This is a genomic window from Paracoccus simplex, assembly GCF_042648325.1.
Classification (GTDB): Bacteria; Pseudomonadota; Alphaproteobacteria; order Rhodobacterales; family Rhodobacteraceae; genus Paracoccus; species Paracoccus simplex.
The window spans coordinates 96,565-123,175 of sequence record NZ_JBHRXE010000013.1 but is presented as its reverse complement, the minus strand read 5'-3'; the positions used below and the strand labels follow the sequence as shown (position 1 = coordinate 123,175).

The window sequence follows — 26,611 nt, the reverse complement described above, 5'->3', positions numbered from 1 at the left end:
GCCATGTCGGCGGCGGCGCGGGCCTCGTCGCGCTGCGCCGACGAACTGACGCGCTGCGCGAGCAGCCGTTCCTGCCGCGCCGCCTCGCGCGCGGCGCGTTCAGCATTGGCGCGGGCGGCAGCCAGCGTCGCCTCGATGGCCGCGATCTCGGGCTGGCGTCCGCCCTTTTCCAGATTGGCCAGCTCGCTGGCGGCGCGGGATTCGGCGGCGCGGGCCGCGGCCAGCGCCAGCGCGGCGTCGCGGCTCTCCAGCATTGCCACGGCCTGTCCGGCCTCGACGCGGTCGCCGCGCTGCACCGCCAGCGTCTCGACCCGCGCCGCCGCCACCGGGGCGATCTGCACATACTCGCCCTCGACATAGCCGGTGCCCAGGGGCGGCGGCGGGCCGCATTGCGCAAACAGCGCCGCCAGGAAGCCGAACGAACACAAAAGATCAGCCATGCCCGTCCCCGATCATCCGGTCCAGATTGGTCAGCATCCGCCGCGTGATCGCCCGCGCCTCGGGCCGCGCATAGTGCCGCCAGCCCATGCGGCGCTGGACGATGGGCGCGGCGATGCGGAAATAGACCGCCTGTCCGACAAGCGAGAACACGGCCAGCTTCACCTCTTCGGATTCCGCCGGCGCGCCGGTCGCGGCCGACCACAGCGCGCAAAGCGCGTGGTGGCGCGGCTCGATCAGCGTGGCGTAGAGCCGGTCCAGAACCGGGCTGCCCGGCTGCGCCAGTTCGCGCAGCACGAAGGCGACGGCATCGCTGGCCCCGGGGCTCAGGATCATGAAGGTGACGATCCGCCGCACCAGCCGCCGCAGCAGCAGGCGCGCGCGCATGGAATCCATGACGCCCGGCCCGGCAGGCAGCGGCCGGGCGACATGCTCGACCCGCTCGGCCACCGCGTCGGCACAGGCGAGGCGCAGCCCGTCCTTGCCGCCGAAATGATAGGCGATCGAGGAAATGTTCGTCCCGGCCCCGGCGGCGATCGCCCGGGTCGAGGCCGCCTCGAACCCGCCCCGCCCGAATTGCTGCAGGGCGGCCCGGATCAGCGCCATGCGGGTGGGATGCGCGTCCATGCCGGTCACGATGGTTTCAATCAATCGATTGATACAGGATTTCCGCGCCGGAGTCGAGGCCGGAGTCGAGGCCGGAAGCAAGGCCGCCGCGGACGCCATGAAAACGACCGGCGCCGTTTCCGGCGCCGGTCGATGGTCCGTCCGCCTGAAGGGCGATGCCGGCTAGCGCGCGAACCCGCTGACCTGCGGCAGCCAGGTCGAAACCGCCGGCACGAAGGTCAGGATCAGCAGCGAGGCCAGCGCCGCCAGGAAGAAGGGCGGCAGCTCGCGGATCAGCGCCGAGGGCTTCTGCTTGGTGGCCGAGGCCACGACGAAGATCAGCCCGCCGACCGGCGGCGTCATCAGCCCGAAGGTCAGGTTGACGATGACGATGATGGCGAAATGATCCGCCGCGATGCCCAGGTTATGGGCGATGGGCGCCAGGATCGGCACCAGGATCATCACCCCCGGCAGCGGGTCCATGAACATGCCGAAGACCAGAAGCAGCAGGTTCACCATCAGCAGGAAGGCGATGGGCGACAGGTTCATGGCGATCACCGCATCGGCCATGGCTTGCGGCACGCCCTCGATGATCAGCACCCAGGCGAAGGCGCGGGCGGCGGCCAGGATCATCAGCACCGCCACCGACATGATGGCCGAGCGCAGGAACGCCCCCCACAGGTCCGCCAGCGTGAAACCGCGATAGACGAAGGCGCTGGTCAGGACGGCATAGAACACCGCGACGACCGAGGCTTCGGTCGGGGTGAACAACCCGCCGCGGATGCCGCCGACGATCAGCACGATCAGCAGCAGCGCCGGCAGGGCGGCGAAGCTGTTGCGCAGCATCTGCCCGACCGGCGGCCGCGGCTCGAGGCTGCGATAGTTGCGCTTGCGGCTGATCCACCAGTTCACCGCCGCCAGCAGCCCGGCGATCAGGATGCCGGGCAGGATCCCGGCCATGAACAGCGAGCCGACCGAGGTGTTGCGGTCCTGCAGCGCATAGATGATCATGGTGATCGAGGGCGGGATGATCGGGTCGATCACCGCGACCGAGATGGTCAGCGCCCCGGCATAGGCCTTGGAATAGCCGCTGCGCTCCATCATCCGCGCCATCATCGCCCCCGGCCCCGCCGCCGAGGCCAGCGCCGAGCCCGAGATGCCGGCGAACAGCGTGCCGGTCAGCACGTTGGCATAGCCCAGACCGCCGCGCAGGTGGCCGACGAATTGCGAGGCGAAGCGCAAGAGCATGCGCGAGATCGCGCCGGTGGACATGATCTCGGCCGCCAGGATGAAGAAGGGCACGGCCAGCAGCGGAAAGCTGTCAAGCCCGGTGAACATCTCCTTGACCACCACGACCAGCGGATAGCGGCCCGACAGGCCCACCGCCGCGAAGGCGGCCATGGCCAGCGCGAAGGCGATGGGCACCCCCATGAGCATCAGGATCAGGAAGGCGGCGACCAGGATCTCAACCAAGGGGGGCCTCGTCGGAATGCTGCAGCCCGGCGCGCAAGTATTGCGGCGCGATCAGCGCAAGATGGAGGATCATCAGCGCGAAGCCGGCGGGCATCGCGGCATAGATCCATTTCATCGGCACCTGCAGGGCCGCCGATTTCTGGATCGCCATCCGGTTCATGTAGTCGATGCCGACCCAGACCATGAAGGCGAAAAAGCCGAACAGCACCAGCAGGATCACCGCGCGCAGGACGCGCTGGCCGCGGCTGGGCAGCGCGTCCTGGGCATTGGTGATGGCGGCATGGGCGCCCTCGCGCAGCGCCAGCCCGCTGCCCAGGAAGGTCAGCCAGATCATCGCGTAACGCGCCACCTCGTCGGCCCAGGTCAGCGAATTGCCGGTCAGGTAGCGGCCGGCGACGTTCCAGCCCAGGATCACCGACATGGCTGCCAGTCCCAGGACCAGCACGGCCCCGTTCAGGGTGACGAAGGCGCGTTCGATCCGGCGCATCGCGGCTTACTCGACCGCCTGGATGCGGTCCATCAGCTCCTTGCCGAACTGGGCCTCATACTGCTTGTAGGGCTCGGCCAGCGCCGCGCGGAAGGCTGCCTTCTGCTCGGGCGAAAGCTCGTTCACCTGCATCCCGGCCTCTTTCATCGCCGCGACGCCCGAGGCGTCGACATCGTCGACATAGCCGCGCATCGCCGCCACGGCGTCCTTGGCCGCCTTGTCGAAAGCCGCCTTCTGCGCGTCGTCCAGGCCGTTCCACAGCGTGGGCGAGACCAGGATGACGGTCGAGGAATAGACATGGCCGTCAAGGGTCAGGAATTTCTGCACCTCGTTCAGCTTGGCCGAGACGATCACCGACAGCGGGTTCTCCTGCCCGTCGATGGCACCCTGTTCCAGCGCGCCGATCACCTCGGGCCAGGCCATGGGCGTGGGGGCGGCGCCAAGGGCGCGGAACGCCTCGATATGCACCGGATTCTCCATGGTGCGGATCTTCAGCCCGTCCAGGTCGGCCGGGGTCTCGACCGCACCGCGATTGCTGGTGATGTGGCGGAAGCCCTGCTCGCCCCAGGCCAGCGCGTGCAGGCCGGCGGGCTCGAATTTCGCCAGCATCTCCTGGCCGATCTCGCCGTCCAGCACCTTGCGGGCATGGTCCTTGTCACGCAGCAGGAAGGGCACGCCCAGCACCCCGACCTCGGGCACGAAGTTGGTCAGCGTGCCGTCCGAGGCGATGGTCATCTCGACAGTGCCGAGCTGCAGCCCCTCGATCACCTCGCGCTCGCCGCCCAGGCCCGAGGAGGGGAAGTGGCGGAAGCTGAACTGGTCGCCCAGGCTTTCCTTGAGCGAGGCCTCGAAAGCCTTGGCGCCGGCGCCGTAATGGCTGTCCTCGGCCAGGGCATAGCCGATCTTGATCTCCTGCCCGAACGCGGGCGTGACCAGGATCGCGCCGGTCAGCGCAGCGGCAAAGATGTGTTTCATCGTGAATCCCTTCCCCTTTTGCGGCGCAGATTTAGCGCTACCTGCCGGGGATGTGCAATCCCGCACCACCGGTCCGGCCGGCGTCGCGCGCCAGTTGCCGGCGGGCGAGGTGGCGCCTGTCGTCCAGGGTCGAGAGCAGCACGGCGGCGACAAGGCCGATGCTGACGCCCAGCAGCGTGTCCAGCACCCGTTCCGGCGCCATGGCCGCGCCGGCTGCATCCGGCGCCGCAAGATGGCTCATCAGCAGGGCCATCGGCGTGACCAGGATCTGCCCCAGCGCGTAATTCGTGCCGATGATCATTTCCGTCGCGAATTGCAGCGCCGTCAGGACGGCGATCAGGCTCCAGACCGAGGGGGCCTGATGCAGGACCAGCCAGGCCAGAAGGGCTCCGACGGCGGTGCCCGCCATCCGTTGCAGGGCGCGGCTCAGGTTGATGTGCAGCTGCGGGCCCTGCATGACCGCCAACGCCCCGAGGGCCGCCCAGGCCGGATGCGCCGCGCCGACGGCATGGCTGGCAAAGATCGCCACCGCGGCGCCCAGGGCGATACGCCCGGCAGCAATCAGGCGATCGGCCAGGGGCTGCAGCGGCTCGACGGGAAAGCGGCGTTCGGGCGTGGCGGGATGGCGGAGCGTCTCGGTCAGCGCGCAGACGGCCAGGGCCAGCGCGGCGACAGCGGCGGTGGCCGCCGCGCGTTCGGCCACCTGCTGCAACGTGCCGACATGGCCCATCGCGGCGCCGGCGGCGAAGACGAAGATCAGCGGTCCCGGCGGCCCCAGCCGGCTGGTGGCGGCGGCCAGGAAGAACCCGCCGCAGGCCAGCGCCAGCAGCACGAATTGCAACACCAGCGGCGCGCCCAGCCAGGCGGCCATGGACATGCCCAGCACCGCCAGCACCTGCCAGAAGCCGCTGAGCAGCAGGATGCGGTTGCGGCGGCCTTGCGGCGCGAAGCGCCCGAACAGCGCCACCAGCGCCCCCAGCGCGGCGAAGCCGATCAGATGCGACCAGGGCGAGACATGGACAAGGGGCAGGGCCACCGCCATCGTGATCGCCGCCTGCGATCCGGCCAGCACGGCATTGCGCAGCGAAGGCTGCCGGTTCAGCGCGAAGCTGTCGCGCAGGTGATGCCGGCGCAGCAACTGGCGCGCCGCGTCGATACGGCGGGCCGGCAAGGGGACGGTGGACCCGGGCGCGGTCATTTCTGCGCCTCCTCCTGCTGGCGCGAGGCGAGGCGCTGCTCGATCCGGTCGAAATGGCCCAGCATCGCCGCGATCTCGGCATCCGAAAGGTCCGCCAGCAGCTCGTCCTCGCCCGCCGCCAGCGTCCGGCGGATCTCGGCCACGCGCTGCCGGCCCAAATCGGTCAGGTGGATCAGCCGGGCGCGGCCATCGCTTGCGTCGGGCCGGCGCTCGACCAGGCCCTGCCGCGCCAGGATGTCGAGGACGCGCACCAGGCTCGAACCGTCGACCCCGACGAGCAGCGCCAGTTCCTTCTGGGTGATGCCGCCGCCGGTTTCTTGCAGATGGATCAGCGGCACCCAGGTCGCGTCGGTCAACCCGGCCGCGGCCAGATGCGCGTCGATGGCGCGGCGCCAGCGCCGGGCCAGCAACGAGAAGCGGATCCCGAAGCGGAAGCGGGGAGAGGACGGGTTGTTGTGCATGTGCCGCTTGTAGCAGATATGAATTGAATTGCAATACAAATCATATGACCATCGGCGCCGCGGCTTCTGCGGGCGCGGCCAGAAGCAGCGCAAAAGCGCGCAGGAATGCCCAGATCACCCCCCAGACTACGGCAAAGCCGGCAAGCGCCAGCAACTGGCCGACGATGATCCACAGCCCGTCGCGTTCCAGCACGCCAAGCGCCAGCACGCAGATCGCCAGCCCCGGCAGCATGTTGCCCAGGGGGATCGGCAACAGCAGCACCAGCGACAGGCCCAGACAAAGCGCGCCGGTCAGCCGCACGGCCACGGGTCGGGTCAGGGCGGGCAGGCGCGGCGAAAGCAGCCGTTCCGCCTTGGCCAGGAACGGCGCGCAGCGCGCCACGACCGAAGCGAAATCCGCGCGCGCCACCGAGCGGCCGGCGATGAAGCCCGGCAACCAGGGCGGCCGGTCCGCCATCATCTGGAAGGACAGGTAGATCAGCGGCAGGCCGAGGATTCCCGAGGTGCCCGGCGGGGCCGGCAGGGCGTTGGGAAAGGCGAACAGCACCAGCAGCACGGCGATGGCCCGCCCCTTCAGCAGCGCCAAGAGGTCGGCGACGCTGATCCGCTCGCGCGTGTCGTCGCCGGCGACCGCGGCCAGAAAGCCGGACAGCCGTTGCTTGTGCGGCGGCTCGGACCCCTCCCCGCCGGACGAGGGCGGGCCGGCGGGGGGCGGGCCGGCGGGGGGCGGGCCGGCGGGGGGCTTGCTGGACGAGGGTGTGCTGGGCCAGGGCATCCCGTCTCCTGTGGCTTCACGCCCTGCGAAGCCGGGTGTCCGGCCGGTCAGGGTTTCGGCGGCGGCCGCGCGGGCCTTATCAAGGACTGTGCGGCATAGGCCCGGATCGCGCAACCCGCGGCGCCCGTCGCCGGGTCGGTCGCCGGGTCGGTCGCCGACGCCTCGGACCGTGCCAGCCGTCGGCCGGATTCGATGGCTTTCAGCGCATGGCCGCGATGGCTGGCGATGCCGCGCGGGCCGGCGGCGACCAGCGACCGGCCCGGCTGGCCGCAAGGCCGTTCCCGGCCGTCAATCTCGGTGATCCGCGTGCCCTTCAGCCGGCGGGCATTGCGGTGCCGCCGCCCGGACCGAGCCGGCGCGACGGCCTGCCATCCTGCAAGCCGGTCACCCGCCCCCCTGCGAAATCGCCCGCAGCTTTTACAGGACCATTCGCTGTTGCGAAACATCAATCTGGCACGGCAGTGATCCCGCATCGCCGACGCGGCCGTGGCCGACAGGCTGGCGCCATGCCGCAGTTGCCGCTGGCATTTTCCCGCGAAGCCCGCCATCACCCTGACAAAGATCGCTATCCGAGAGACATGATGGGCTATTTTCCTGACTGGCGCCGCGCCACCGGCGCCACGGTTCTACCAGACGAGAAGCTGCCGCTGGCCGCGGCGGTGCCGATGAGCCTGCAGCACCTGCTGGCGATGTCGGGCTCGACCATCCTCGCGCCGCTGATCATGGGCTTCGACCCGAATGTCGCGGTGTTCTTTTCCGGCATCGGCACGCTGCTGTTCTTCGTCATCACCGGCGGGCGGGTGCCCAGCTATCTGGGCTCGTCCTTCGCCTTCATCGCGGTGATCATGGCGGCGACCGGCTTTGCCGGCGGCGGCCCGAATCCCAACATCGCCGTGGCGCTTGGCGGGATCATCGCCGCCGGGCTGCTTTACGCGCTGATCGGGCTGGTGGTCATGGCCATCGGCTCGGGCTGGGTCGAGAAGCTGATGCCGCCGGCGGTGACCGGCGCCATCGGCATGGCCATCGGACTGAACCTGGCACCGGTGGCGGTCAAGCAGCTGGCCGGCAGCTTCGCCCATCTGGGCATCGCCCTGGCGACGGTGCTGTGCATGGCCGCGGTCTCGGTCTACGGCCGGCAGGCCACCAGCCGCGTCGCGGTGCTGATCGCGCTGATCTTCGGCTATGCGCTGGTGCTGATCCTTGGCAACGGGATGGGCCTGGTGCCCGGCATCGACTTCGCGGCCGTCGCCGCGGCGCCCTGGTTCGGTCTGCCGCATTTCACCGCGCCGCGCTTCGACTGGGGCGCCATCGGGCTGATCGCCCCGGTCGCCGTGGTGCTGGTGGCCGAGAATCTTGGTCATATCAAGGCTTTGGGCGCCATTACCGGGCGGAACATGGACCGCTATATCGGCCGGGGCTTCCTGGGCGACGGGCTGGCGACGATGCTGGCCGGCGCCGGAGGCGGCACCGGCGTCACCACCTATGCCGAGAATATCGGCGTCATGGCGATGACCAAGGTCTATTCGACGCTGATCTTTCCCCTTGCCGCGGCCATCGCCATCCTGCTGGGCCTGTCGCCGAAATTCGGCGCCATGCTGCAGACCATCCCGGCGCCGGTGCTGGCGGGACTGGCGGTTTCGGTCTTCGGCCTGATCGCCTCGGCCATGGCGCGGATCTGGGTGGACAACCGGGTGGATTTCTCGGACCCGAGGAACCTGTTCACCGTCGGCGTGGCGCTGATCTTCGGCGCCGGCGACTTTACCGTGACGCTGGGCGGCTTCTCGCTGGGCGGCATCGGCACCTCGACCTTCGCGGCGCTGCTGCTCTACCAGCTGCTGGGCTTCGGCCGCCGCGCGGCGGGCTGAGGCTTTCGTCCCGGCTCAGCCGGGCTGGCAGACGAAGGCCTCCAGCGCCTCGGGGTCGATGGGCTTGAAGATGATCTGCAGCCCGGCCTGACCGGCGGCGCGTCCGGTCTCGGGGCTGCGGTCGGCGGTGATGATGCGGGTCGGGCGCATGCCGAAGCGGCGGTGCAGCGCCTGGGCCGTCTCGACGCCGCTGGGACCGTCTCCCAGTTGCTGGTCCAGCAGGTAGATGTCGGGGATGACGCCCATCTCCTCGACCAGGGTCAGGGCCTCGCCGCCGCTGGCGGCCTCGACCACCTCGACGCCGCGGCGTTCCAGCAGCTGCGCGATGGCGCTGCGCAGCTCCTCGTCATTCTCGACCAGCAGCACGATGCGGTCCATGCCCGCCTCGGGCGTGGGCGCGGCGGCGGGGGACTTGCTACCGGCCGAGGGCAGATCGGGCGCCAGGGGCAGCTCGACCGAGAACCGGGTGCCGCGGCCCGGCACGGAATGCAGCCGCAGCCGGTGGTCCAGCAACGCGCAGGCGCGCTCGACGATGGCCAGGCCCAGCCCCATGCCCTGCGCGGCCGAGGCGGTGCCCTCGACGCGGTGGAACTCGCGGAAGATCGCCTGCTGGTGCTCGGGCGCGATGCCGGGGCCGGTGTCGTGGACCTCGATGCGCAGGCTGCCGCCCTGGCGGCGCACGCCGACCAGGACCCGGCCGGATTGGGTATAGCGGATGGCGTTGCCGATCAGGTTCTGCAGGATGCGCCGCAGATAGGCCGCGTCGCTTCCCACCGCCAGCCGGCAGGGCATGATGCGCAGCCCCAGCCCCTTGGCCGCGGCCAGCGGCGCGAATTCGTCGGTCAGCTGCGCCAGCAGCAGCTCCATCGACAGGGGCGCGATCTCGATCTCGGTGCCGCCGGATTCCAGCCGCGACAGGTCCAGAAGCGCGCCCAGGATGCCCTCGACGCTGATCAGCGCGTTATGCGCCTTTTCCAGGGTGACGCGCAGGGCGCTGTCGCCGGCATCGTCGCGCGCCGAGGCCACGAAAAGCTTGGCCGCCGACAGCGGCTGCAGCAGGTCGTGGCTTGCCGCCGCGACAAAGCGCACACGGGCGGAATTGGCGCGCTCGGCATTGGCCAGGGCCGCGGCCAGTTCCTCGGTCCGGGCGGTGACGCGGGCTTCCAGCGTGGCCTTGGCGCGCAGCATGGAATGGATCGCCAGACGCTCGCGCGTGACATCGGTGAAGGACATCACGAAGCCGCGCTCGGGCATCTCGCGGCCATGCACGTCCAGGATGACGCCCGAGGCGTGCCAAAGCTCGAAGGACAGCGGCAGGCGCGCGCCGCGCATCCGCACCCATTCGCGCAGTTGCGAGGCCGAGAACCCCTCGTTGAAGCGGGCCTGATACAGCATCCGCACCGCCAGCCGCTCGAAGCTCAGCCCGCGATGCATCAGCGCCGCTGGGATCTCCAGCAGGTCGGCCAGCCGCTGGTTCCAGCCGATCAGCGCGCCATAGGCGTCGAAGATGCCGACGCCCTGGTTGATATGTTCCAGCGTGGCGCGGATCATCCGCGCCTGGTTGTCCAGCAGCTTGCCATGCTCGATGCGCTCAGCGCGGATGATGCGGGTCACGTCGGTATGCAGGACCACCGTGCCGCCGTCGAAGGTGCGCTGCTCGCTGATCTGGATCCAGCGGTCGCCGGTCAGGCCGATGTTGAAATGCTGCGGCTGCTCGTGCCGCTGCATCCGCTGGGCGATCCAGGCTTCGGGGAACAGCCCCTCGGGCAGCAGCACCTGCCGCGACCGGCCCAGCAGCCCGACATAGGTCGCAAAGCCGATGCCGGGGGCCAGCGCCTGATGCACGTCCGACAGGTCGGCGCAGAAGCGGCTGTTGCACAGCACCAGCCGGTCCTCGGCGTCGAACAGGGCAAAGCCTTCCTCGATGGCCTCGATGGCCTGCGACAGGTCGCGGCGGGCGCGCTCGGCGGTGGCATTGGCGGCGTTCAGCCGCTCCAGCGTCGCCTCGAGGTCGCGGGTGCGCTGGCGGACGCGCTCCTCCAGCAGGGCGGCACGGCGGAACTCCTCGAAGGCGGCGTTGTTCTCGTCCCGGCGCTCCTCGGAATGGCGCATCAGCGCCTCGGCGATGACCAGCAGCTTTTCCAGGTTCTGCGCCGCATCGTCGTTGCGGTCGATCAGCCAGTCCGAGATGCGCCCCGCCATCAGCCGGCCCCCGCCAGCCGGGTGCCGGGCGGATAGATCGCGCAGCCGGTCAGGGTGTGGTTGACATGCAGCGGGCCGAATTGCTCGCCATAGGTGGAAAAGCCCCAGACGCGATGCCGGCGCAGCACCTCCGAGACGGCGCCGCCCAGCTGCTTGTGCTCGGCCTCGATCCGGCGCAGCACGCAGTCGAAGCCCAGCACCGCCACCGGGGGCACCGGCTGGGCAAGCTGCGACAGCCGCCGGTCCAGATGCGAGGGCAGATCCTCGGGTTCGGTCAGCGCCAGCACCACCCCGGCGTCGATGGCCGAGAAGAACAGCAGATCGCCCGACGGCAGCACGCGCTGCACCGCGCGCACATGATAGCGACCGCCCACGCGCACGGCGAGCGGATGCGAGGCAAAGGTCAGGTAGTCGATCAGCGCCGGGTCCTTGCCCAGGATGCGGGCATATTCCCGCGCCGCCGGCTCGGCATTGATGCGCTGTACGACGCGGGCGGCGGGGTCGGCCCGGGTCACCACCATGCGCCGCTCGGTCGGGTGCAGATGGTCCATGTTCAGCGCCCGCACCGGGCAAAGCCCACGCAGCACCGACAGCACCGCGGCGTTGCGCAGCGTCCGGCCGCGATGGATGACCAGCGTTTCGCGAAAGCGCGTCCCGTCCCCGGCCGATCCGCCGATCAGCGGCACATGCCCCGAGCCGGCCGCGAGCGCCGAGGCCAGATCGTCCTCGCACAGCGACAGCCCGTCGACCAGCAGCAGCGCGAATTCATGCGGCAGATGCGCCTGCGCGCCCGCCAGGTCCTGGCGGAGCTGCAGGAAGGCCGCCGCCGCCGCGCTGCGAGATAGGCGGTCCAGATCGGTCAGTTCCAGCACCTCGGCCGCGAAAAGCCGGGCGGGGAAACCCAGCGCCAGCACCGCGCCCTCGTCATAACCGGCCTCCGAGATCTCGCCGGCGGTGGTGCAGCCGACGACATGGGTGGCGGGCAGGCGCGCCGCGGTCTCGGCGGCGATGCGCGCGACATCGGCCCGGGGCGAGACGAACAGCATGACCAGCGCAAAGGGGCCGGGCCCGAGCGCCTGCGCCAGCCGGCCGGTCACGTCGGCATCCTGCGCCGGCGCGCTGGCCCGCGCGATGCAATCCTGCGCTGCACTCACCGCGGCCTCCCTTCCGATGTTGCGCATTCCCTGCCGTCAGGCTTAGCGGTTCATTCCGCCGCTGTCATGGCCGGCGGCGTTCTGGCCTGCGCCCGCCTCGGAGGTCATGGCGTTGAAGCTGATGTCCTGCGCGAACAGCACCGCCTGGGTGCGGGTCTGCACCCGCAGCTTGCGCATGATGGCGGTGACATGCGCCTTGACCGTGGTTTCGGCGATCGACAGCTCATGCGCGATCTGCTTGTTCAGCAATCCGGCGCTGATCAGCTGCAGGATCCGCGCCTGCTGCCGGGTCAGCGAGGCGAGCCGCGCCAGCGCCTCCTCGGCCAGGCTGGGGGTGGCGTTGTCCAGCGCCAGCCGGCTGGAATGCACCTCGCCGCTGGCGATGGCGGCGAAGGCTTCGCGAAACGCCTCGCGCGGGGCGTGCTTGGGCACATAGGCGCTGACCCCGGCCAGAAGCGCGCCGCGCACCACCCGGCGCTCGTCCATCGAGGAGACCACGATGATCGGCCGCTCGGCCGCCGCCTGGCGCATCCGCACCACCCCTTCCAGCCCGTTCACGTCCGGCAGGTGCAGGTCCAGCACGATCACGTCGGGCACCGGCTCGCGCGCCATGCGGTCCAGCGCCTCGGCCAGACTGCCCACGGCCTCGACCCGGGCAATGCCCACCGGGCCGGTCAGCGTCATCGACAGCGCGTCGCAGAACAGCGGGTGGTCGTCCACGATCAGCGCGGTGTTCAGCGGGCGGATCGCCGGCGGGGGTTGCTGGGCTTGTTCCATCGTTCTGCTCATCTCGCTGCCTCGGCTGGAAGGTTGGTCGATTCTAGGGGCGGGCGGCGGGCCTGTGAAGCGCGGCGGCGCGGCCCGTCACCCCGGGTCTTCCAGGCGGATCAGCCAGCCGCCCGAAGCATTGACCTGGATGCCGTAGCGACCCGGCCCCTGGATCAGGAACGAACCCGAGCCGGCCCCGGCCTGATGCAAATTCTGGATCACCGCGCCCGATGCGTCCAGCAGATAGACCACCATGATCGCATCCATGCTTTCGAACACCAGCCGCGTCGGCCCGTTCAGGTCGAAGCGCGGCAGCACCCGGTTGCCGGCGCCGCGATGTTCCACCGCCGGTTTCCGGGCCGCAAGCCGGTCGTAGCAGGCCAGCCGCCGGGTTCCGTCCGCCTCGGCCCGGCAGGCGCCGAGCGCGGCGGCAAGGTCGAAGCCCGGCGCCGGCGTGCCCGCCAGCACCGTCGCCGCCGCCAGGATCACCAGTCCACGGGGCATCCCGTGCAGTTCTCCATATGCACCCCCTCCCAGATCGCATAGGGGGCGTGGTTGCCCTCCAGCAGCGCCTCGGCGAAATCGGCGTTGTAGAACTTGGCCTCCATCAGGTTCGCGCCGACCAGCTTCGCGCCGACGAATTTCGACTTCGGCGCCATGGCCGCCTCGAGCGAGGCGGCGGTCAGGTCCGCGCCCGACAGGTCGGCGCCGGCCAGCCGGGTATAGTCCAGGTCGGCGCCGGTCAGGTCGGCATCGCGCATGACCACGCCCTGCAACTGCCCCATCCGGAAAGTCGCGCCCCGCAGGTCGGCCCCGGTCAGGTCGGCGCCCTTCAGCTCGGCCCCGAACAGATTGGCCCGCATCAGGTTCGCGCCCTTCAGGTCGATGCCGTTCAGCTTCAACCCGCGCAGGTCGGCATGGCGCAGATCGGCACCGGGGCAGGCCGCGCCCGGCTTGATCTCGCAGCCGCCGATGACCAGCGGCCCCTCGCGCGGGGTGGGTTCATCGACGATGACCGGCCAGCCGCCGCCGGTCTGTTCGGAATTGGCCGCATGGACCCCGGAGGCGAGGGCCAGGGCGGCAAGGATGGTCAGGCTTCTGAGCATCTCGGGTTCCCTTGGATCGAGGGTGAAGGCCGGGCGGGGGCCGGCCCCGCCCGTCCGGTTCAGCGCCGCCTCACTTCGAGGCGGTCAGCAGGTCGTCGGGGATCTCGAAGACCCAGAACGAGCCGCCCTGGCTGACCTGGGTGGTCAGCGTGGCCATGTCGCCGCCCCAAAGCGGCACCGCGCCGCCATAGCCCGAGGCGATGCCCAGATATTGCTTGCCGTCCATTTCCCAGGTGATCGGCGACGAGACGATGCCCGAGCCGGTGTTGAACTTCCACAGCTCCTCGCCGGTCTCGGCGTTGAAGCCCTTGACGAAACCGTCCGAGGTGCCGGTGAAGACCAGGTTGCCGGCCGTGGCCAGCGTGCCGGCCCAAAGCGGGAATTCCTCCTTGTGCTCCCATTTCTTCTCGCCGGTGGTCGGGTCGAAGGCGCGCAGCGTGCCGATATGGTCGTCGTAAAGCCGCTTGATGCGGAAGCCCTGGCCCAGATAGGCGGCGCCGGCCTGATAGGTGACGTTCTCGGTCCAGTAATCCTCGGTCCAGTGGTTCGCCGGGACGTAGAACAGCCCGGTCTTCTGGCTATAGGACATCGGGTTCCAGTTCTTGCCACCCAGGAAGGGCGGCGAGACCTCGATGCTGGCGCCCTTGGTCTCGCCCTCGGCGGGCAGGGGCGGGCGCTGGCCCTCGTTCTCGATCGGCCGGCCGGTTTCCAGGTCGATGCCCTTGGCCCAGGTGATGCCGTCGACGAAGGGGAAGGCGTTGAGCAGCGCCGTCGGCCGGTTGATCTCGCCGCCGCGCTTCGACAGCGCCTCGACGTCGGTGACGTAGAAGAAGCCGTTGCGGTCGGCATGGGCGCCGGCGCGATGGGTCTTGCCGTCCTTGTCCTTGTAGTCGAACAGGATGATCTCATTGTTGCCCGAGAAGTCCCAGGCGTCGTTCGGCGTGTGCTGGTAGAAGCCGATCAGCTCGCCGTTCGAGGGATCGACATAGGCCTGGCCCGAGGTATAGAGGCTGTCGCCCGGCGTGCGCGCCCAGGTGTTCCAGGGCGCGGGGTTGCCGGCACCGACGACGATGGTATTGGTTTCGGGATCGAAGCTGGCCGATTGCCAGGGCGCACCGCCGCCGTGGCTCCAGGCCTCGACCTTGCTGCCGTCGGGATTGTTCGGCCAGCTCGGCGCGGCGGGATCGCCGGTCGCCGTGCCGTCCGCCCCGGCCAGGGTGCCCTTGTGGCCCTCGACAAAGGGGCGCATCCAGATTTCCTCGCCGGTCTCGACGTCGCGGGCATAGAGCTTGCCGACCACGCCGAACTCGTCGCCCGAGCTGCCATGGATCAGCATGACGCGACCGGTTTCCTTGTCCTTCACGATGGTCGGCGCACCGGTCATGGTATAGCCGATCTTGTGGTCCTCGAACTTCTGGCGCCAGACCACCTTGCCGGTGTCCTTGTTCAGCGCATAGATGCTGGCGTCCAGCGTGCCGAGGAACACCTTGTCGCCATAGATCGCGGCGCCACGGTTCACCACGTCGCAGCAGGGGCGGATGTCCTCGGGCAGCCGGGCCTCGAACTTCCACAGCCGCTTGCCTGTCTTGGCGTCCAGCGCCCACATCCGGGAATAAGAGCCGGTGACGTAGATCACCCCGTCATGCACCAGCGCCTGGCTTTCCTGGCCGCGCTGCTTTTCGTCCCCGAACGAGAACGACCAGGCCGGACGCAGATGCTTGACCGTCTCGGCATTGATCTGGTCGAGCGAGGAATAGCGCTGCGCGTCGACCCCCAGACCATACATCAGCACGTCGTCGGTGGTTTCGGCGTCGTTGAGGATGTCCTCCCAGGTGACGGGGCCGGTCTCGGCATGGCCCATCGCCGCGACGCAGGCGAGGGCCAGAACACTGGCCGAGGTCAGTTTCAGAAAGCGATTCATGCAGTCTCCTCCATATACATGAACGACGGGGTTGCCCGCGTCTGATGCCTTGTCGGTCCTTGCTTCAGGCGCCGCCGACGACCGGCAGCGCCCCGGTTTCATGGTCGCCGAAACGTCGGACGACCGAGCGCAGGTATTCCTCGGGATTGGCGCCGAGCCCGGCGAATTCCGGGACCGGCCCGGCGGCCATCGCCTCGATGGCGGTCAGCCCCAGATCCGCCGCCATCGCCAGCCGGTCGCGCGTCGCCCGCAGATAGGCGCGGGTCTGCGCGATGCCCTCGCCCGCGCGGTGGAAGGGGCCATGCCCCGGCACCACCCCGGCGGCACCAAGTCCTTCCAACTGGTCCAGCGCCGCCAGCCAGGTCGCGAAATCCGCGTCCGGCAGGCTGGGCGCGCGGTCGAGAAACACCAGGTCTCCGGCGATCAGCACGCCCGTCGCCTCGTCCATGATGGCGAGATCGGCGGCGGTGTGCCCGGCCAGCGGGATCATTCGCAGCGCCCGGCCGCCGAAAGCGCGCGCGCCGGCCTCGATGCTGCCGGTGGCCGGCACGGCCTTGGTGGCCGAGATCCAGCTGCCGAGGATCGAATACAGCGTCTCGGCATAGTCCTGGGCGTATTCGCGGCAGGTCGCGGCCGTGGCCGCCAGCGCCAACACCGGCCGGTCGGCCAGCGGGGCATTGCCGAACCAGTGATCCGGGTGGTGATGGGTGTTGATCGTCGCCGCCAGCCCGCCCAGCCGCTGGTCGGCGAAGGCGCGGATCTCGGCCCCCATCGCGGCGGTCGAGCCGCTGTCGACGACCAGCGCGCCCTGATCGGTCGCCAGCAGCGCGACGTTGACGATGTCGCCGCCGTTCTCGCGGGTGAAGACCTCGCGCCGCCCCTCGATCATCCAGACGCCATCAGCGACTTCAAATGGTTGCAGATCATATTTGCGAGCCTGCGCAAAGGTCGGCAAGGGCAGCGCCAAGGCAGCTGCCCCGGCCAGCAGCCCCCGGCGGGTCAGGGCGGTCATGTCGCGCCCTCCACCCGGCCCTCGAAGGCGTATCCAAGATTGTCGCGCGCCCGGATCGCGACCGGCCCCCGCGCCAGATCGGCCGGCAGTAGGAAGGTCAGCGTCGGGTTCTCCTCCAGCGGCTCGTGCAGTTCCAGTGCGGCGATCTCGACGCCGGCCGCATCCAGCAGCGCAAGCTCGGTCAGGTGATGCGCCGGAACCCCGTCCGCCAGGCCGGTATCCTGCGGGTGGCGCAGCCGCAGTCGCAGCCGCCCGGTCTCGGGCCAGAGCCGGGCGCGCAATTCGCCGAAACCCTGCTGCCAGTCCGGCCGCTGATGCGTGGCAGAGGGCGCGCTGCATCCGCCACCAAGGGCGCTGACATAGGCCGCGCCCACCAGCCATTCGCCCGCCCCGGTCTCGGCCGAGGCGCGCAATGCGCCGCCGACCTCGTATTTCACCCCGAAGCCCAGCAGGGGCAGGGCGCGACCGGGGCGAAAGACGATCGCCTTGGGAAAGGGGCTGTAGTCGATGGTGACAACGATGCGCCGGATCGGCTGCGCGACGGCGGTGGCGTCGATCAGGAAGGGCACATGGCTGGAATCCTCGGCCGCGCGCGGCGCCAGCACGGTGACGGCCGGATCGTTGCGCCAGACCGCCGGATCGCCCAGGAATTCCTGCCGGTGCGAGGGCCACATGCCGCTGTCGAACGCATCGCCCCCCACCGCCGCCGATCCGGTCCTGCCGGTCAGCAGCGGCGGCGAGGCGGCGCCGGGCAAGCTATCGGTCAGCAGCGCCATCGCCCTATTTCCTCAGCACGCCATGGATCAGCTCGGCGGCGGCCGGCGCGTGCGAGGCGCCGCTGCGCAGCATGTGCGCCGCCTGGTCCAGCACGGTCACGGCGCGCGGCGCGCCGGAAAGCGCCTCGAAGCCGCTGCCGGCGCTTTCCAGCTCTGCAGCCAGCGCCTGGGCCTCGTCGGCGCCGGCATCGGGCGGCAGCGCCTTGACCTTGTCGTGCAGCGCCGCGATCTCGGTGCCTTGCGCCGCCAGTTCATCGGCATCGGGGCGGGTCTCGATATAGGTGCGGATCGCCCAGATCGCCTGCTGGTTCAGGATGCCCTCGAAGGGCGGCATCTTGACCGCGCCGTTCTGTTCATAGCCGTGCAGGATGCGGTCGAGATACCATTCGTCGCCGAAGTCGCTGGCCTCGAGAAAGCGCAGGTCGGGCGCCAGCCCGCCCGAGATCGCCTCGAGCCCGTGGCAGCGCGCGCAATTGCTGTTGAAGCCCTTGGCACCGATCTCGACGGCCTTGAACAGCACCGCGCCATCCGCCTCGCGCCAGGGGTTCTCGCTGGCCATTTCGGCCGGCAGTTCCGGCAGGCCGGTGGTATCCACCGCCTGCGGTGCGGTGTCGCCATGGCCGAGCGCCATCGGTGCCCAGAGGGCGAGTGAGACGGCAAGAGGAAATGTCTTGCTTATCCTGCTGGTCATGTTCCAAAGTCCTTCCGCGCGTTTCCGGTGTGCATTCCGTCCTGGTCAAATTTCCTTGAGATCGAGAAAGGGTAAATTGTGCCATGGTCGTATTGCGCACCCTCCGCAGGGCCCGAAGCCTGCGTTGCCGCCCCGGAATCGGGGCATTTCTCCTGCTTCTGGCAGGGGTTTTTCCCATGGCCGTCGCGGCCGAGCAGCCGGTGCTGTTCGACCAGAGCGGCTATCGTCTGGACAGCTATCGCGCTCCGGTTCCCGAAACGGCTCCGGGGGCAAGGACGCTTGACCTGCCCCAGGTGCGGGCGCTGATCGGCCAGGGCTGGATCCCGGTCGACGTGATGGGCGCCCGTGCCTTTGATATCGGCGCCGACGGCGAATGGATCCTGCCCGAGCGGCACCGCTCGATCCCCGGCGCGCATTGGCTGCCGGTGGTGGGCTGGGGCCGGCTGAAACCCTGGCAGAGCGATTACCTGGACGCCAGCCTGGAGCGGATCACCGGCGGCGACCGCGCGACGGGACTGATCCTGTTCTGCAAGGTGGATTGCTGGCTCAGCTGGAATGCCGCCAAGCGCATCGCCGGGCGCGGCTATGCCAACCTGGGCTGGTTTCCCGGCGGGGTCGAGGCCTGGGAGGATGCCGGCCTGCCGCTGGCCGAGATCCGGCCCGAGCCGCATCGGGGCGACTGGTCGCGCTGAGTGCCGGCCTCAGCCGGGGTCAGCCATGCGCGACGGTCACGGTCTTGACACGGGTGAAGCCGTAAAGCGCCTCGAAGCCCTTCTCGCGGCCATGGCCCGACTTGCCGACCCCGCCGAAGGGCAGCTCGATGCCGCCGCCGGCGCCGTAATTGTTCACGAAGACCTGGCCGCTGCGGATCCTGCGGGCCAGGCGCAGCTGGCGCGCGCCGTCGCGGGTCCAGATGCCGGCGACCAGCCCGTATTCGGTGCCGTTGGCGATGCGGATCGCCTCGGCCTCGTCCCGGAAGGGGATCAGCACCTGGACCGGGCCGAAGATCTCCTGCTGGGCCAGCGCATGGCCGGGATCGACATCCGAAAACAGCGCCGGCAGCACGAAATGTCCGCCCGGCGCGGCGTCGGGATGCAGCCGGCCCTCGGCCGCCAGGGTCAGTTCGGCCTTGCCGCGGTCGATGAAACCCGAGACGATCCGCTGCTGCTTCGCCGAGACCAGCGGGCCCAGGTCATGCGAATCGACCGCCGGTCCCGCCACCAGCCCGCGATAGATGTCCACCATGCGCCGCCGGACCTCGTCATAGATGCCGCGCTGCACCAGCACCCGCGAGGCGGCCGAGCAGGTCTGGCCGGCGTTCTGCATGCAGGCCCCGACCAGCACCGGCATCGCCTGTTCAAGATCCGCGTCGTCGAAGACCACATGCGGCGACTTGCCGCCCAGTTCCAGCGTGACCGGGACCACGTTCCTTGCCGCCGCCGTCTGGATCGCGACGCCGGTTCCGACCGAGCCGGTGAAGGACAGGTGCTGGATGCCCGGATGCCCGGCCAGCGCCGCCCCCGCCTCGGCGCCATAGCCGGTCACGACGTTCAGCACCCCCGGCGGCAGCCCGGCCTCGGCGGCGATCTGCGCGATGGCCAGCGTCGAGAGCGAGGCGTCCTCGGCCGGCTTCACCACCACCGCATTGCCCGCCGCCAGCGCCGCCCCCAGGCCGCGGCCCAGGATCTGCATCGGATAGTTCCAGGGGATGATGATGCCGCAGACGCCGTGCGGCTCGCGCAGGGTGTAGACGGTGAAGCCCGGCTGATAGGGGATCGTCGTGCCCATCAGCATATCGGCCGCGCCGGCATAGAACTCAAAATAGCGGGCCAGGGCGCGTGAATCGTTGCGCGACTGGTGCAGCGGCTTGCCGACATCCAGCGTCTCGATCATCGCCAGTTCCGCCGCCCGGTCCTGTACGATCCGCGCCATGCGCATCAGCAGGCGGCCGCGCTCGGCGGCAGGCATCCGGCCCCATTCCCCCTCCATCGCCGCCTGCGCCGCGGCGACGGCCGTATCGACATCGCCCGGGGTGCCGCGGCCGATCTCGCCGATCACCTGTCCGACCGAGGGATCCTCGACCGGGATCGTGCCCTCGCCGGCCGGGGCCCGCCATGCCCCGCCGATGAAGATCCGGGTGGTGTCCAGCGTCATCACGTCGGTCAGTGTCAGTGCCATGCTCGCCTCCGGTCTGCCGGTGGCTGCAGGACAGCCTTTTCGCGGCCGATGCGCAAGAGCGCGCGCCGACCGAGGCCCGTTGCGCCGCGGCCCGCTTGCTGTCAGATTTTGTCCATGAGGATGCAGAGAACCGCCTGGGCCCCGCGCAGGCTGGCGCTTTCGGCGCTGGCCTGTGCCGCCATTGCCCTGATCGTCTGGGTGGGCAGCGTGCTGGCGCATCGGCATTCGCTGGCCCAGGGCTATACGCGGGCCGAGACGGCGCTGCGGCTGACGGTGAACGCGCTGGCCGCCGATCTGGCGCGCTACGAGGTCATGCCGCAGTTGATCGGCGACCTGGACCTGATCCGGCAACTGGCCGCCGATCCCAGCGACATGGCGCTGCGCGATGCCACCAACCGCTGGCTGGCGGCGCAGAACGCGGCGCTGCATGCCTCGGACATCTATCTGATCTTGCCGGACGGCGAGACCATCGCCGCCTCGAACCACGGCCAGGAACTCAGCTTCGTCGGACAGAATTTCAGCTATCGGCCCTATTTCATCGACGCCATGCGGGGCCGGCCGGCGCGGTTCTACGGCGTGGGCACCACTTCGGGGGTCAGGGGCTATTTCTTCTCGGCCCCGGTGCGGGACGCGGCGGGCGGGATCATCGCCGTGGTGGCGGTCAAGATCGGCGTGGACCGGATCGAGGCCGGCTGGCGCGGCGGCGAATACCGGGTGCTGGTGACCGACCCGGACGGCACCGCCTTTCTGTCCTCGGAGCCGAGCTGGCTTTATCACAGCCTTTATCCGCTGACCGCCGACCGGCTGGCGCGGACCGCGGCCTCGCGCCGCTATGCCGAGACGCCGCTGGCCGAGTTTCCGCTACAGCGGCTGGACGGCGGCGGGGTCGAGCTGTTGCGCCTGCCCGCCTCGCTGAGCGATGCGGCGGCGGGGACGCGGGACTATATCGCCGCCTCGCAGAACATGGCCGATGCCGGCTGGACGGTGCATGTGCTGCTGGACAGCGCCGATTTGCGGGCCGAGGCGCGGCTGATGGTGCTGAGCCTGGTGCTGCTGCTGTCGGCGGCGCTGTTCGGGGCGCTGATGCTGCGCCAGCGCCGCGCCCGCATCGCCGAGCGCCTTGCCGCCACCGCCGAGCTGGAGCGCCGCGTGGTCGAGCGCACCGCCGACCTGGCGCGCGTGAACAGCCAGCTTGAGCAGGAGATCGCCGAGCGCCGCGCCACCGAGGTCGAGCTGCGCGCTGCCCAGACCAGCCTGGTGCAGGTCGGCAAGCTGGCGGCGCTGGGGCAGATGTCGGCCTCGCTGAGCCACGAGATCAACCAGCCGCTGGCGGCGGCGCGCAACTATGCCGACAGCGCCGCCATCCTGATCGAACGCGGCGACTATGCCCGCGCCCGCGACAACATCGCCGAGATCCTGGCGCTGGTGGACCGCATGGCCGCCATCGGCAAGCACCTGCGGCAGGCGGCGCGCAAGCCCGACGACAAGCTGGGCGCGGTGGCGCTGGCCCCGCTGCTGCGCGAGACGCAGACCATCGTCGGCGCCCGGCTGGCGGCCAGCGGCGCGGTGCTGGAATGCGACATCCCCGCAGACCTGCCGGCGCTGCGCGCCGGGCCGACGCGGCTGCAGCAGGTGCTGGTGAACCTGATCACCAATGCCGCCGATGCGGTCGAGACCGCGCAGGACCGCCGCATCACGCTTTCCGCCCGCGCGCAGGGCGGGCGCGTCACCATCGCCCTGCGCGACCGCGGCCCGGGCGTGGCCGAGACGGTCGCGCCGCGGATCTTCGATCCGTTCTTCACCACCAAGGGCATGGGTGCGGGGCTGGGGCTGGGCCTGTCGATCACCGCCAATATCGTCCGCGATTTCGGCGGCGAGATCTCGGTGCAGGATGCCGGGCCGGGCGCCGAGTTCCGCGTGGTCCTGCCCGCGGCCACCGCCGCCGACGCCCGGGAGACCGCCGCATGACCGCCCGTGTCCTGCTGGTGGACGACGACGAACAGATGCGCAGCTCGACCGCGCAGGCGCTGGAGCTGGCCGGCTTCGCGGTCGAGCCGCTGGCCTCGGGCGAGGAGGCGCTGGCGCTGGCCGGGCCGGGCTTCGCCGGCGCGGTGGTCAGCGACATCCGCATGCCCGGCATGGACGGCATGACCCTGCTGGGCCGGCTGGGCGAGGTCGATCCCGACATCCCGGTCATCCTGGTCACCGGCCATGCCGAGGTGCCGCTGGCGGTCGAGGCGATCCGCGGCGGCGCCTATGACTTCATCGAGAAGCCCTTCGTCGTGCAGGAGCTGGCCACCGTCATCCGCCGCGCCATCGACCATCGCGCCCTGGTGCTGGAGAACCGCCGCCTGCGCGCCGTCGCCGGCAAGCGCGACGATGTCGAGGTGCGGCTGCCCGGCCGCACCCAGGTCATGGTCGAGCTGCGCTACCGGCTGCGGGCCATCGGCGCCTCGGATGCCGATGCGCTGATCATCGGCCCGACCGGCGTCGGCAAGGAGGTGGCGGCCCGCACCCTGCACGACATCTCGACCCGCGCCGGCCGGCCCTTCATCGCCATCAACTGCGCCGCCCTGCCCGAGGCGCTGATCGAAAGCGAGCTGTTCGGCCACGAGGCCGGGGCCTTTCCCGGCGCGCTGCGCCCGCGCTTCGGCAAGTTCGAACATGCCCGCGGCGGCACGGTGCTTCTGGACGAGATCGGCTCGATGCCGCTGGAATTGCAGGCGAAACTGTTGCGGGTTCTGCAGGAACGGGTGATCACCCGGCTGGGCTCGAACGATCCGGTGCCGCTGGACGTGCGTTTCATCGCCGTCAGCAAGGTCGATCTGGCCGATCTGGTGGCGCGCGGCGCCTTCCGCGAGGATCTTTACTGGCGGCTGAACGTCGCGGTGCTGCATGTCCCGCCGCTCTCGGCCCGGCGCGAGGACATTCCCTTGCTGTTCCTGCAGCTTCTGCGCGAATCCGCCGCGCGGCACAACATCGCCGAGCGCGAGGCGCCGCCGGCCTTCCTCTCCGGTCTCGCGGCGCGGGAATGGCCGGGCAACGTGCGCGAGCTGCGCAACCTGGCCGAGCGTTTCGTGCTGGGGCTGGAAGGCGCCGAGATCGGCCCGGCACAGGGCGCGCGGCTGGCCGACCGGGTGGCGGCATTCGAGCGCAGCCTGATCGCCGGCGCCATCGCCGCCCATGGCGGACGGCTGCGCGCCGTCTACGAGACGCTGGGGATCTCGCGCAAGACGCTTTACGAGAAGATGCAGAAATACGGGCTGGACCGGCGGCTGATCGTCGAGGCGGCGGATGAGGAATCCTGATCCTGGGTGGATTTCCGCCCATCCCTTGCCGCCATTGTCACCTTTTCCACCCATTTTCCGCCGGCCGGTTTCGAATCCGCGCCGGGCCGGCGCATTAGCATTTGTCTGAAACCCCTTTGCGCGCCCAACCTGAGGCCATCGGCTGCGCGTTGAGGAGCGCGCGGCCCAAGGTTCATGAATCAGGGAGGGAAAGATGGCTTATCCGAAGCTTGTGGCCGCGCTTGCCGCGGCGCTGACATTCACCACCGCTGCCTATGCGCAGGACTATCCCAACCGGCAGATCACCATGGTCGTGCCCTTCTCGGCCGGCGGGCCCACCGATACCGTGGCGCGGCTGGTGGCCGAGAAGATGTCGGCCGACCTCGGCCAGCAGATCGTGGTCGAGAACGTCGGCGGCGCCGGCGGCACGCTGGGCGCGGGTCAGGTCGCCAAGGCCGAGGCGGACGGCTATACTGTGCTGCTGCACCATATCGGCATGGCGACCTCGGCCACGCTGTACCGCAATCTGGCCTATGACACGCTGAACGCTTTCGAATATGTCGGCCTCGTGACCGAGGTGCCGATGGTGGTCACGGCGCGCAAGGATTTCGAGCCCACCGATTTCGCGGGCTTCATGGACTATGTCAAGGCGCATGGCGACGAGCTGACGCTGGCCAATGCCGGCATCGGCGCGGCCAGCCACCTGTGCGGCATGTTGCTGATGCAGGCGCTGGAAACGCCGCTGGTGACGGTGCCTTACAAGGGCACCGGCCCGGCGATGACCGACTTGCTGGGCGGCCAGACCGACATCATGTGCGACCAGACCACCAACACCACCCAGCAGATCAAGGGCGGCACGATCAAGGCCTATGCCGTGACCTCGCCCGAGCGGCTGAAGCTGTTCCCCGACCTGCCGACCGCCAAGGAAAGCGGGCTCGAGACGCTGGAATTCGGCATCTGGCACGGCATCTATACGCCGAAGGGCACGCCGGCCGCGATCAACGAACGGCTGTCGAAATCCCTGCAGGTGGCGCTGGCGGACGAAGGCGTGATCAAGGCCATGGCCGATCTGGGCACCGCGCCCTCCTCGGCCGAGGATGCGACCCCCGCGGCGCTGAAGGCCAAGCTGGAGGCCGAGATCGCGCGCTGGAAGCCGGTGATCGAGGCGGCCGGCGTCTACGCCGACTGATCCTGCGGCCCCGCCGCCGCGACCGCGGCGGGGCAGCTTCAAGCGGGGGAAACACATGTCCACAAAACCCAAGGACAAGACCGACATCGCGGCCGGGCTGCTGCTGATGGCGGCGGCGGGATTTTTCGGCTGGCAGACCACCGGGCTCGAGATCGGCAGCTCGCTGCGCATGGGGCCGGGCTATTTCCCGATGGTGCTGTCGGGGCTGCTGTTCCTGCTGGGGGCGATCATCCTGCTGCGCGCCTTCGGCCGCGAGGATGACGAGCCCTTCGGCGCCATCGCCTGGCGCGGCATCCTGTTCATCCTGCCCGCGCCGATCTTCTTCGGCCTGACCGTGCGCGGCCTGGGCTTCGTGCCGGCGCTGTTCGTGACCACGCTGATCGCCTCGCAGGCGTCGGTGCGGATGCGGCCGCTGGCGGCGCTGGCGCTGGCGGTCGGGGTCACCGTCCTGTCCACCCTGATCTTCAGCTACGGTCTGGGGCTGCCGTTCCGGCGCTTCGGCCCGTGGCTGGGAATGTGAGGCCGCCATGGATCTGCTCGGCAATCTCGCCATGGGCTTCTCGGTCGCCTCGTCGCTGGCGAACCTGGCCTTCTGCCTGATCGGGGTCATTCTGGGCACGCTGATCGGGGTGCTGCCCGGCATCGGTGCCACCGCGACCATCGCCATGCTGCTGCCCATCACCTTCCAGCTCGAACCGGTCAGTTCGCTGATCATGCTGGCGGGGATCTATTACGGTGCGCAATATGGCGGCTCGACCACGGCGATCCTGATCAACATGCCCGGCGAAAGCTCGTCCGCGGTGACCGCCATCGACGGCTATCAGATGGCGCGCAAGGGCCGGGCCGGCACCGCGCTGGCGGTGGCGGCGCTGGGGTCGTTCTTCGCCGGCACCGTCGCCACCTTCCTGGTGGCGATCTTCGCCCCGCCGCTGACCGAGGTGGCGCTGAAATTCGGCGCGGCCGAATATTTCAGCCTGATGGTCATGGGCCTGGTGATGTCGGTGGCGCTGGCGCATGGCTCGGTGCTGAAGGCGCTGGCCATGGTGGTGCTGGGCCTGCTGCTGGGCCTGGTCGGCACCGACATCTATACCGGCACGCCGCGCTTCACCATGGGCATCACCAACTATGCCGACGGGCTGAACTTCGTCGCCGTGGCCGTCGGCGTGTTCGGCATCGCCGAGATCCTGCGCAATCTCGAGGACGAGCATGACCGCGAGGTGATGACCAAGAACATCAACCGCCTGTTCCCGACCGGCGCCGAACTGAAGCAGATGATCGGCCCGGTGCTGCGCGGCACCGGCGTGGGTTCCGTGCTGGGCATCCTGCCCGGCGGCGGCGCCATCCTGGCCGCCTTTGCCAGTTACACGGTGGAAAAGAAGCTCTCGAAACACCCCGAGGAATTCGGCAAGGGCGCGCTGGCCGGGGTGGCCGGCCCCGAAAGCGCCAACAATGCCGGGGCGCAGACCTCGTTCATCCCGCTTTTGACGCTGGGCATTCCCGCCAACCCGGTGATGGCGCTGATGATCGGGGCGATGATCATCCAGGGCATCGTGCCGGGGCCCAATGTGGTCACCGAGCAGCCGCAGCTGTTCTGGGGCATCGTCGCCAGCATGTGGATCGGCAACCTGATGCTGGTGATCCTGAACCTGCCGCTGATCGGGCTGTGGGTGAAGCTGCTGACCGTGCCCTATTATGTGCTGTTCCCGATCATCATGGCCATGTGCTCGATCGGGGTCTATTCGGTGGCCTCGAACACCTATGACCTGTTCGCGGTCGCCGCCTTCGGGCTGCTGGGCTATATCATGTCCAAGCTGCGCTGCGAGCCGGCGCCGCTGCTTCTGGGCTTCGTGCTTGGCCCGCTGCTCGAGGAGAACCTGCGCCGGGCGATGATCCTGTCGCGGGGCGATCCCACCACCTTCGTCACCCGTCCGATCAGCCTGGTGCTGCTTCTGCTGTCGGTCGGGGTGCTGGTGCTGGTCTTCATGCCGCAGATCCGCAAACGCCGCGACGAGGTCTTCACCGAAAGCGACGCCTGACCAACAGGGAGGA

Annotated in this window: 26 protein-coding genes and 1 pseudogene; 8 read left to right on the top strand and 19 right to left on the bottom strand. The window is 69.7% G+C overall.

The features are described 5' to 3' along the window. Positions 1 to 440 (bottom strand): annotated as a pseudogene (locus ACFOMP_RS06690) (biotin/lipoyl-binding protein); the annotation flags it as partial. Beyond that, on the bottom strand, positions 433 to 1,065 hold the full coding sequence (locus tag ACFOMP_RS06685) for a CerR family C-terminal domain-containing protein (protein WP_379028745.1): 633 nt from the start codon (positions 1,063 to 1,065) through the stop codon (positions 433 to 435). The pseudogene ACFOMP_RS06690 and the gene ACFOMP_RS06685, both read right to left, overlap by 8 nt. Here ACFOMP_RS06685 and ACFOMP_RS06680 point away from each other — a divergent pair. Continuing rightward, positions 1,064 to 1,231, top strand: a complete 168-nt coding sequence (locus tag ACFOMP_RS06680) for a hypothetical protein (RefSeq protein ID WP_379028741.1) — start codon at positions 1,064 to 1,066, stop codon at positions 1,229 to 1,231. The genes ACFOMP_RS06685 and ACFOMP_RS06680 overlap by 2 nt on opposite strands. Here ACFOMP_RS06680 and ACFOMP_RS06675 read toward each other — a convergent pair. Genes ACFOMP_RS06675 through ACFOMP_RS06645 form a run of 7 tightly spaced genes read right to left on the bottom strand, consistent with a single transcriptional unit; the run spans position 1,228 to position 6,961 of the window. Beyond that, positions 1,228 to 2,517, bottom strand: coding sequence for a TRAP transporter large permease (locus ACFOMP_RS06675; RefSeq protein WP_379028739.1), 1,290 nt, complete (start codon positions 2,515 to 2,517; stop codon positions 1,228 to 1,230). The genes ACFOMP_RS06680 and ACFOMP_RS06675 overlap by 4 nt on opposite strands. After that, positions 2,510 to 3,004: a TRAP transporter small permease gene (locus tag ACFOMP_RS06670; RefSeq protein ID WP_289896101.1), complete on the bottom strand. Its 495-nt coding sequence runs from the start codon at positions 3,002 to 3,004 to the stop codon at positions 2,510 to 2,512. Before ACFOMP_RS06670 ends, ACFOMP_RS06675 begins: the two co-directional genes overlap by 8 nt. 6 nt (positions 3,005 to 3,010) lie before the next feature. Then, a complete protein-coding gene (locus tag ACFOMP_RS06665) occupies positions 3,011 to 3,979 on the bottom strand; it encodes a TRAP transporter substrate-binding protein (RefSeq protein WP_379028737.1) in 969 nt (322 codons plus the stop codon). Between the two features lie 37 nt (positions 3,980 to 4,016). Next, a complete protein-coding gene (locus tag ACFOMP_RS06660; RefSeq protein ID WP_379028735.1) occupies positions 4,017 to 5,177 on the bottom strand; it encodes an FUSC family protein in 1,161 nt (386 codons plus the stop codon). Further along, a complete protein-coding gene (locus tag ACFOMP_RS06655) occupies positions 5,174 to 5,638 on the bottom strand; it encodes a MarR family winged helix-turn-helix transcriptional regulator (protein WP_289896098.1) in 465 nt (154 codons plus the stop codon). Before ACFOMP_RS06655 ends, ACFOMP_RS06660 begins: the two co-directional genes overlap by 4 nt. Positions 5,639 to 5,678: 40 nt before the next feature. Then, entirely contained in the window at positions 5,679 to 6,413 is a 735-nt protein-coding gene (locus tag ACFOMP_RS06650) for an exopolysaccharide biosynthesis protein (protein WP_379028733.1), read from the bottom strand. Between the two features lie 47 nt (positions 6,414 to 6,460). Continuing rightward, the gene (locus ACFOMP_RS06645; RefSeq protein ID WP_379028731.1) at positions 6,461 to 6,961 is read right to left on the bottom strand and encodes a hypothetical protein; all 501 of its coding nucleotides are present in this window, start codon (positions 6,959 to 6,961) and stop codon (positions 6,461 to 6,463) included. Positions 6,962 to 6,994: 33 nt separating this feature from the next. On the opposite strand from ACFOMP_RS06645, the gene ACFOMP_RS06640 reads away from it, so the two are divergent. Next, positions 6,995 to 8,278 (top strand): solute carrier family 23 protein, encoded by a 1,284-nt coding sequence (locus tag ACFOMP_RS06640; RefSeq protein WP_289896095.1) that lies wholly within the window; start codon positions 6,995 to 6,997, stop codon positions 8,276 to 8,278. Between the two features lie 15 nt (positions 8,279 to 8,293). Here the strand turns inward: ACFOMP_RS06640 and ACFOMP_RS06635 are convergent, their stop codons facing one another. The 9 genes from ACFOMP_RS06635 to pedF all read right to left on the bottom strand — a co-directional run bounded on the left by ACFOMP_RS06635 (position 8,294) and on the right by pedF (position 17,908). After that, on the bottom strand, positions 8,294 to 10,480 hold the full coding sequence (locus ACFOMP_RS06635; RefSeq protein WP_379028729.1) for a hybrid sensor histidine kinase/response regulator: 2,187 nt from the start codon (positions 10,478 to 10,480) through the stop codon (positions 8,294 to 8,296). Further along, the gene (locus tag ACFOMP_RS06630; protein ID WP_379028727.1) at positions 10,480 to 11,634 is read right to left on the bottom strand and encodes an FIST signal transduction protein; all 1,155 of its coding nucleotides are present in this window, start codon (positions 11,632 to 11,634) and stop codon (positions 10,480 to 10,482) included. The genes ACFOMP_RS06635 and ACFOMP_RS06630 overlap by 1 nt, the downstream gene beginning before the upstream one ends. A gap of 42 nt (positions 11,635 to 11,676) precedes the next feature. Beyond that, entirely contained in the window at positions 11,677 to 12,411 is a 735-nt protein-coding gene (locus tag ACFOMP_RS06625; protein WP_379028725.1) for a response regulator, read from the bottom strand. An 87-nt stretch (positions 12,412 to 12,498) separates the two neighbouring features. After that, positions 12,499 to 12,906 (bottom strand): hypothetical protein, encoded by a 408-nt coding sequence (locus ACFOMP_RS06620; RefSeq protein WP_379028723.1) that lies wholly within the window; start codon positions 12,904 to 12,906, stop codon positions 12,499 to 12,501. After that, the gene (locus ACFOMP_RS06615) at positions 12,888 to 13,508 is read right to left on the bottom strand and encodes a pentapeptide repeat-containing protein (protein ID WP_289896090.1); all 621 of its coding nucleotides are present in this window, start codon (positions 13,506 to 13,508) and stop codon (positions 12,888 to 12,890) included. The genes ACFOMP_RS06620 and ACFOMP_RS06615 overlap by 19 nt, the downstream gene beginning before the upstream one ends. 70 nt (positions 13,509 to 13,578) lie before the next feature. Continuing rightward, entirely contained in the window at positions 13,579 to 15,429 is a 1,851-nt protein-coding gene (locus tag ACFOMP_RS06610; protein WP_379028721.1) for a PQQ-dependent methanol/ethanol family dehydrogenase, read from the bottom strand. A gap of 64 nt (positions 15,430 to 15,493) precedes the next feature. Continuing rightward, entirely contained in the window at positions 15,494 to 16,441 is a 948-nt protein-coding gene (locus ACFOMP_RS06605; RefSeq protein ID WP_379028719.1) for a quinoprotein relay system zinc metallohydrolase 1, read from the bottom strand. Continuing rightward, entirely contained in the window at positions 16,438 to 17,217 is a 780-nt protein-coding gene (locus ACFOMP_RS06600; protein WP_379028717.1) for a quinoprotein dehydrogenase-associated SoxYZ-like carrier, read from the bottom strand. Before ACFOMP_RS06600 ends, ACFOMP_RS06605 begins: the two co-directional genes overlap by 4 nt. Before the next feature lie 4 nt (positions 17,218 to 17,221). Further along, positions 17,222 to 17,908: a cytochrome c-550 PedF gene (gene pedF, locus ACFOMP_RS06595; RefSeq protein ID WP_289896087.1), complete on the bottom strand. Its 687-nt coding sequence runs from the start codon at positions 17,906 to 17,908 to the stop codon at positions 17,222 to 17,224. 176 nt (positions 17,909 to 18,084) lie between these two features. On the opposite strand from pedF, the gene ACFOMP_RS06590 reads away from it, so the two are divergent. Next, the gene (locus tag ACFOMP_RS06590; RefSeq protein ID WP_379028715.1) at positions 18,085 to 18,600 is read left to right on the top strand and encodes a PQQ-dependent catabolism-associated CXXCW motif protein; all 516 of its coding nucleotides are present in this window, start codon (positions 18,085 to 18,087) and stop codon (positions 18,598 to 18,600) included. Between the two features lie 19 nt (positions 18,601 to 18,619). Here ACFOMP_RS06590 and ACFOMP_RS06585 read toward each other — a convergent pair whose 3' ends face one another. Next, a complete protein-coding gene (locus ACFOMP_RS06585; protein WP_289896085.1) occupies positions 18,620 to 20,086 on the bottom strand; it encodes an aldehyde dehydrogenase family protein in 1,467 nt (488 codons plus the stop codon). A gap of 114 nt (positions 20,087 to 20,200) precedes the next feature. Here ACFOMP_RS06585 and ACFOMP_RS06580 point away from each other — a divergent pair, with 114 nt between their 5' ends. From ACFOMP_RS06580 to ACFOMP_RS06560, 5 genes are all read left to right on the top strand, one after another. Continuing rightward, complete coding sequence (locus ACFOMP_RS06580; protein ID WP_289896084.1) at positions 20,201 to 22,054, top strand: sensor histidine kinase; 1,854 nt, start codon at positions 20,201 to 20,203, stop codon at positions 22,052 to 22,054. Further along, positions 22,051 to 23,394, top strand: coding sequence for a sigma-54-dependent transcriptional regulator (locus ACFOMP_RS06575; RefSeq protein WP_379028713.1), 1,344 nt, complete (start codon positions 22,051 to 22,053; stop codon positions 23,392 to 23,394). Before ACFOMP_RS06580 ends, ACFOMP_RS06575 begins: the two co-directional genes overlap by 4 nt. 193 nt (positions 23,395 to 23,587) lie before the next feature. After that, positions 23,588 to 24,562, top strand: coding sequence for a tripartite tricarboxylate transporter substrate-binding protein (locus ACFOMP_RS06570; protein ID WP_379028711.1), 975 nt, complete (start codon positions 23,588 to 23,590; stop codon positions 24,560 to 24,562). A gap of 55 nt (positions 24,563 to 24,617) precedes the next feature. Further along, complete coding sequence (locus ACFOMP_RS06565) at positions 24,618 to 25,082, top strand: tripartite tricarboxylate transporter TctB family protein (protein WP_289896081.1); 465 nt, start codon at positions 24,618 to 24,620, stop codon at positions 25,080 to 25,082. 7 nt (positions 25,083 to 25,089) lie between these two features. Continuing rightward, positions 25,090 to 26,598, top strand: a complete 1,509-nt coding sequence (locus ACFOMP_RS06560) for a tripartite tricarboxylate transporter permease (protein WP_379028709.1) — start codon at positions 25,090 to 25,092, stop codon at positions 26,596 to 26,598. Positions 26,599 to 26,611: the final 13 nt, after the last annotated feature.

Excerpts from the sequence above, each read along its gene's own strand:
- ACFOMP_RS06680 (WP_379028741.1), top strand. The coding sequence starts at position 1,064 with ATGCCGGTCACGATGGTTTCAATCAATCGATTGATACAGGATTTCCGC.
- ACFOMP_RS06685 (WP_379028745.1), bottom strand. The coding sequence starts at position 1,065 with ATGGACGCGCATCCCACCCGCATGGCGCTGATCCGGGCCGCCCTGCAG.
- ACFOMP_RS06670 (WP_289896101.1), bottom strand. The coding sequence starts at position 3,004 with ATGCGCCGGATCGAACGCGCCTTCGTCACCCTGAACGGGGCCGTGCTG.
- ACFOMP_RS06665 (WP_379028737.1), bottom strand. The coding sequence starts at position 3,979 with ATGAAACACATCTTTGCCGCTGCGCTGACCGGCGCGATCCTGGTCACG.
- ACFOMP_RS06660 (WP_379028735.1), bottom strand. The coding sequence starts at position 5,177 with ATGACCGCGCCCGGGTCCACCGTCCCCTTGCCGGCCCGCCGTATCGAC.
- ACFOMP_RS06655 (WP_289896098.1), bottom strand. The coding sequence starts at position 5,638 with ATGCACAACAACCCGTCCTCTCCCCGCTTCCGCTTCGGGATCCGCTTC.
- ACFOMP_RS06650 (WP_379028733.1), bottom strand. The coding sequence starts at position 6,413 with ATGCCCTGGCCCAGCACACCCTCGTCCAGCAAGCCCCCCGCCGGCCCG.
- ACFOMP_RS06645 (WP_379028731.1), bottom strand. The coding sequence starts at position 6,961 with ATGGCGGGCTTCGCGGGAAAATGCCAGCGGCAACTGCGGCATGGCGCC.
- ACFOMP_RS06640 (WP_289896095.1), top strand. The coding sequence starts at position 6,995 with ATGGGCTATTTTCCTGACTGGCGCCGCGCCACCGGCGCCACGGTTCTA.
- ACFOMP_RS06635 (WP_379028729.1), bottom strand. The coding sequence starts at position 10,480 with ATGGCGGGGCGCATCTCGGACTGGCTGATCGACCGCAACGACGATGCG.
- ACFOMP_RS06625 (WP_379028725.1), bottom strand. The coding sequence starts at position 12,411 with ATGGAACAAGCCCAGCAACCCCCGCCGGCGATCCGCCCGCTGAACACC.
- ACFOMP_RS06620 (WP_379028723.1), bottom strand. The coding sequence starts at position 12,906 with ATGCCCCGTGGACTGGTGATCCTGGCGGCGGCGACGGTGCTGGCGGGC.
- ACFOMP_RS06615 (WP_289896090.1), bottom strand. The coding sequence starts at position 13,508 with ATGCTCAGAAGCCTGACCATCCTTGCCGCCCTGGCCCTCGCCTCCGGG.
- ACFOMP_RS06610 (WP_379028721.1), bottom strand. The coding sequence starts at position 15,429 with ATGAATCGCTTTCTGAAACTGACCTCGGCCAGTGTTCTGGCCCTCGCC.
- ACFOMP_RS06605 (WP_379028719.1), bottom strand. The coding sequence starts at position 16,441 with ATGACCGCCCTGACCCGCCGGGGGCTGCTGGCCGGGGCAGCTGCCTTG.
- ACFOMP_RS06600 (WP_379028717.1), bottom strand. The coding sequence starts at position 17,217 with ATGGCGCTGCTGACCGATAGCTTGCCCGGCGCCGCCTCGCCGCCGCTG.
- pedF (WP_289896087.1), bottom strand. The coding sequence starts at position 17,908 with ATGACCAGCAGGATAAGCAAGACATTTCCTCTTGCCGTCTCACTCGCC.
- ACFOMP_RS06590 (WP_379028715.1), top strand. The coding sequence starts at position 18,085 with ATGGCCGTCGCGGCCGAGCAGCCGGTGCTGTTCGACCAGAGCGGCTAT.
- ACFOMP_RS06585 (WP_289896085.1), bottom strand. The coding sequence starts at position 20,086 with ATGGCACTGACACTGACCGACGTGATGACGCTGGACACCACCCGGATC.
- ACFOMP_RS06580 (WP_289896084.1), top strand. The coding sequence starts at position 20,201 with ATGAGGATGCAGAGAACCGCCTGGGCCCCGCGCAGGCTGGCGCTTTCG.
- ACFOMP_RS06575 (WP_379028713.1), top strand. The coding sequence starts at position 22,051 with ATGACCGCCCGTGTCCTGCTGGTGGACGACGACGAACAGATGCGCAGC.
- ACFOMP_RS06570 (WP_379028711.1), top strand. The coding sequence starts at position 23,588 with ATGGCTTATCCGAAGCTTGTGGCCGCGCTTGCCGCGGCGCTGACATTC.
- ACFOMP_RS06565 (WP_289896081.1), top strand. The coding sequence starts at position 24,618 with ATGTCCACAAAACCCAAGGACAAGACCGACATCGCGGCCGGGCTGCTG.
- ACFOMP_RS06560 (WP_379028709.1), top strand. The coding sequence starts at position 25,090 with ATGGATCTGCTCGGCAATCTCGCCATGGGCTTCTCGGTCGCCTCGTCG.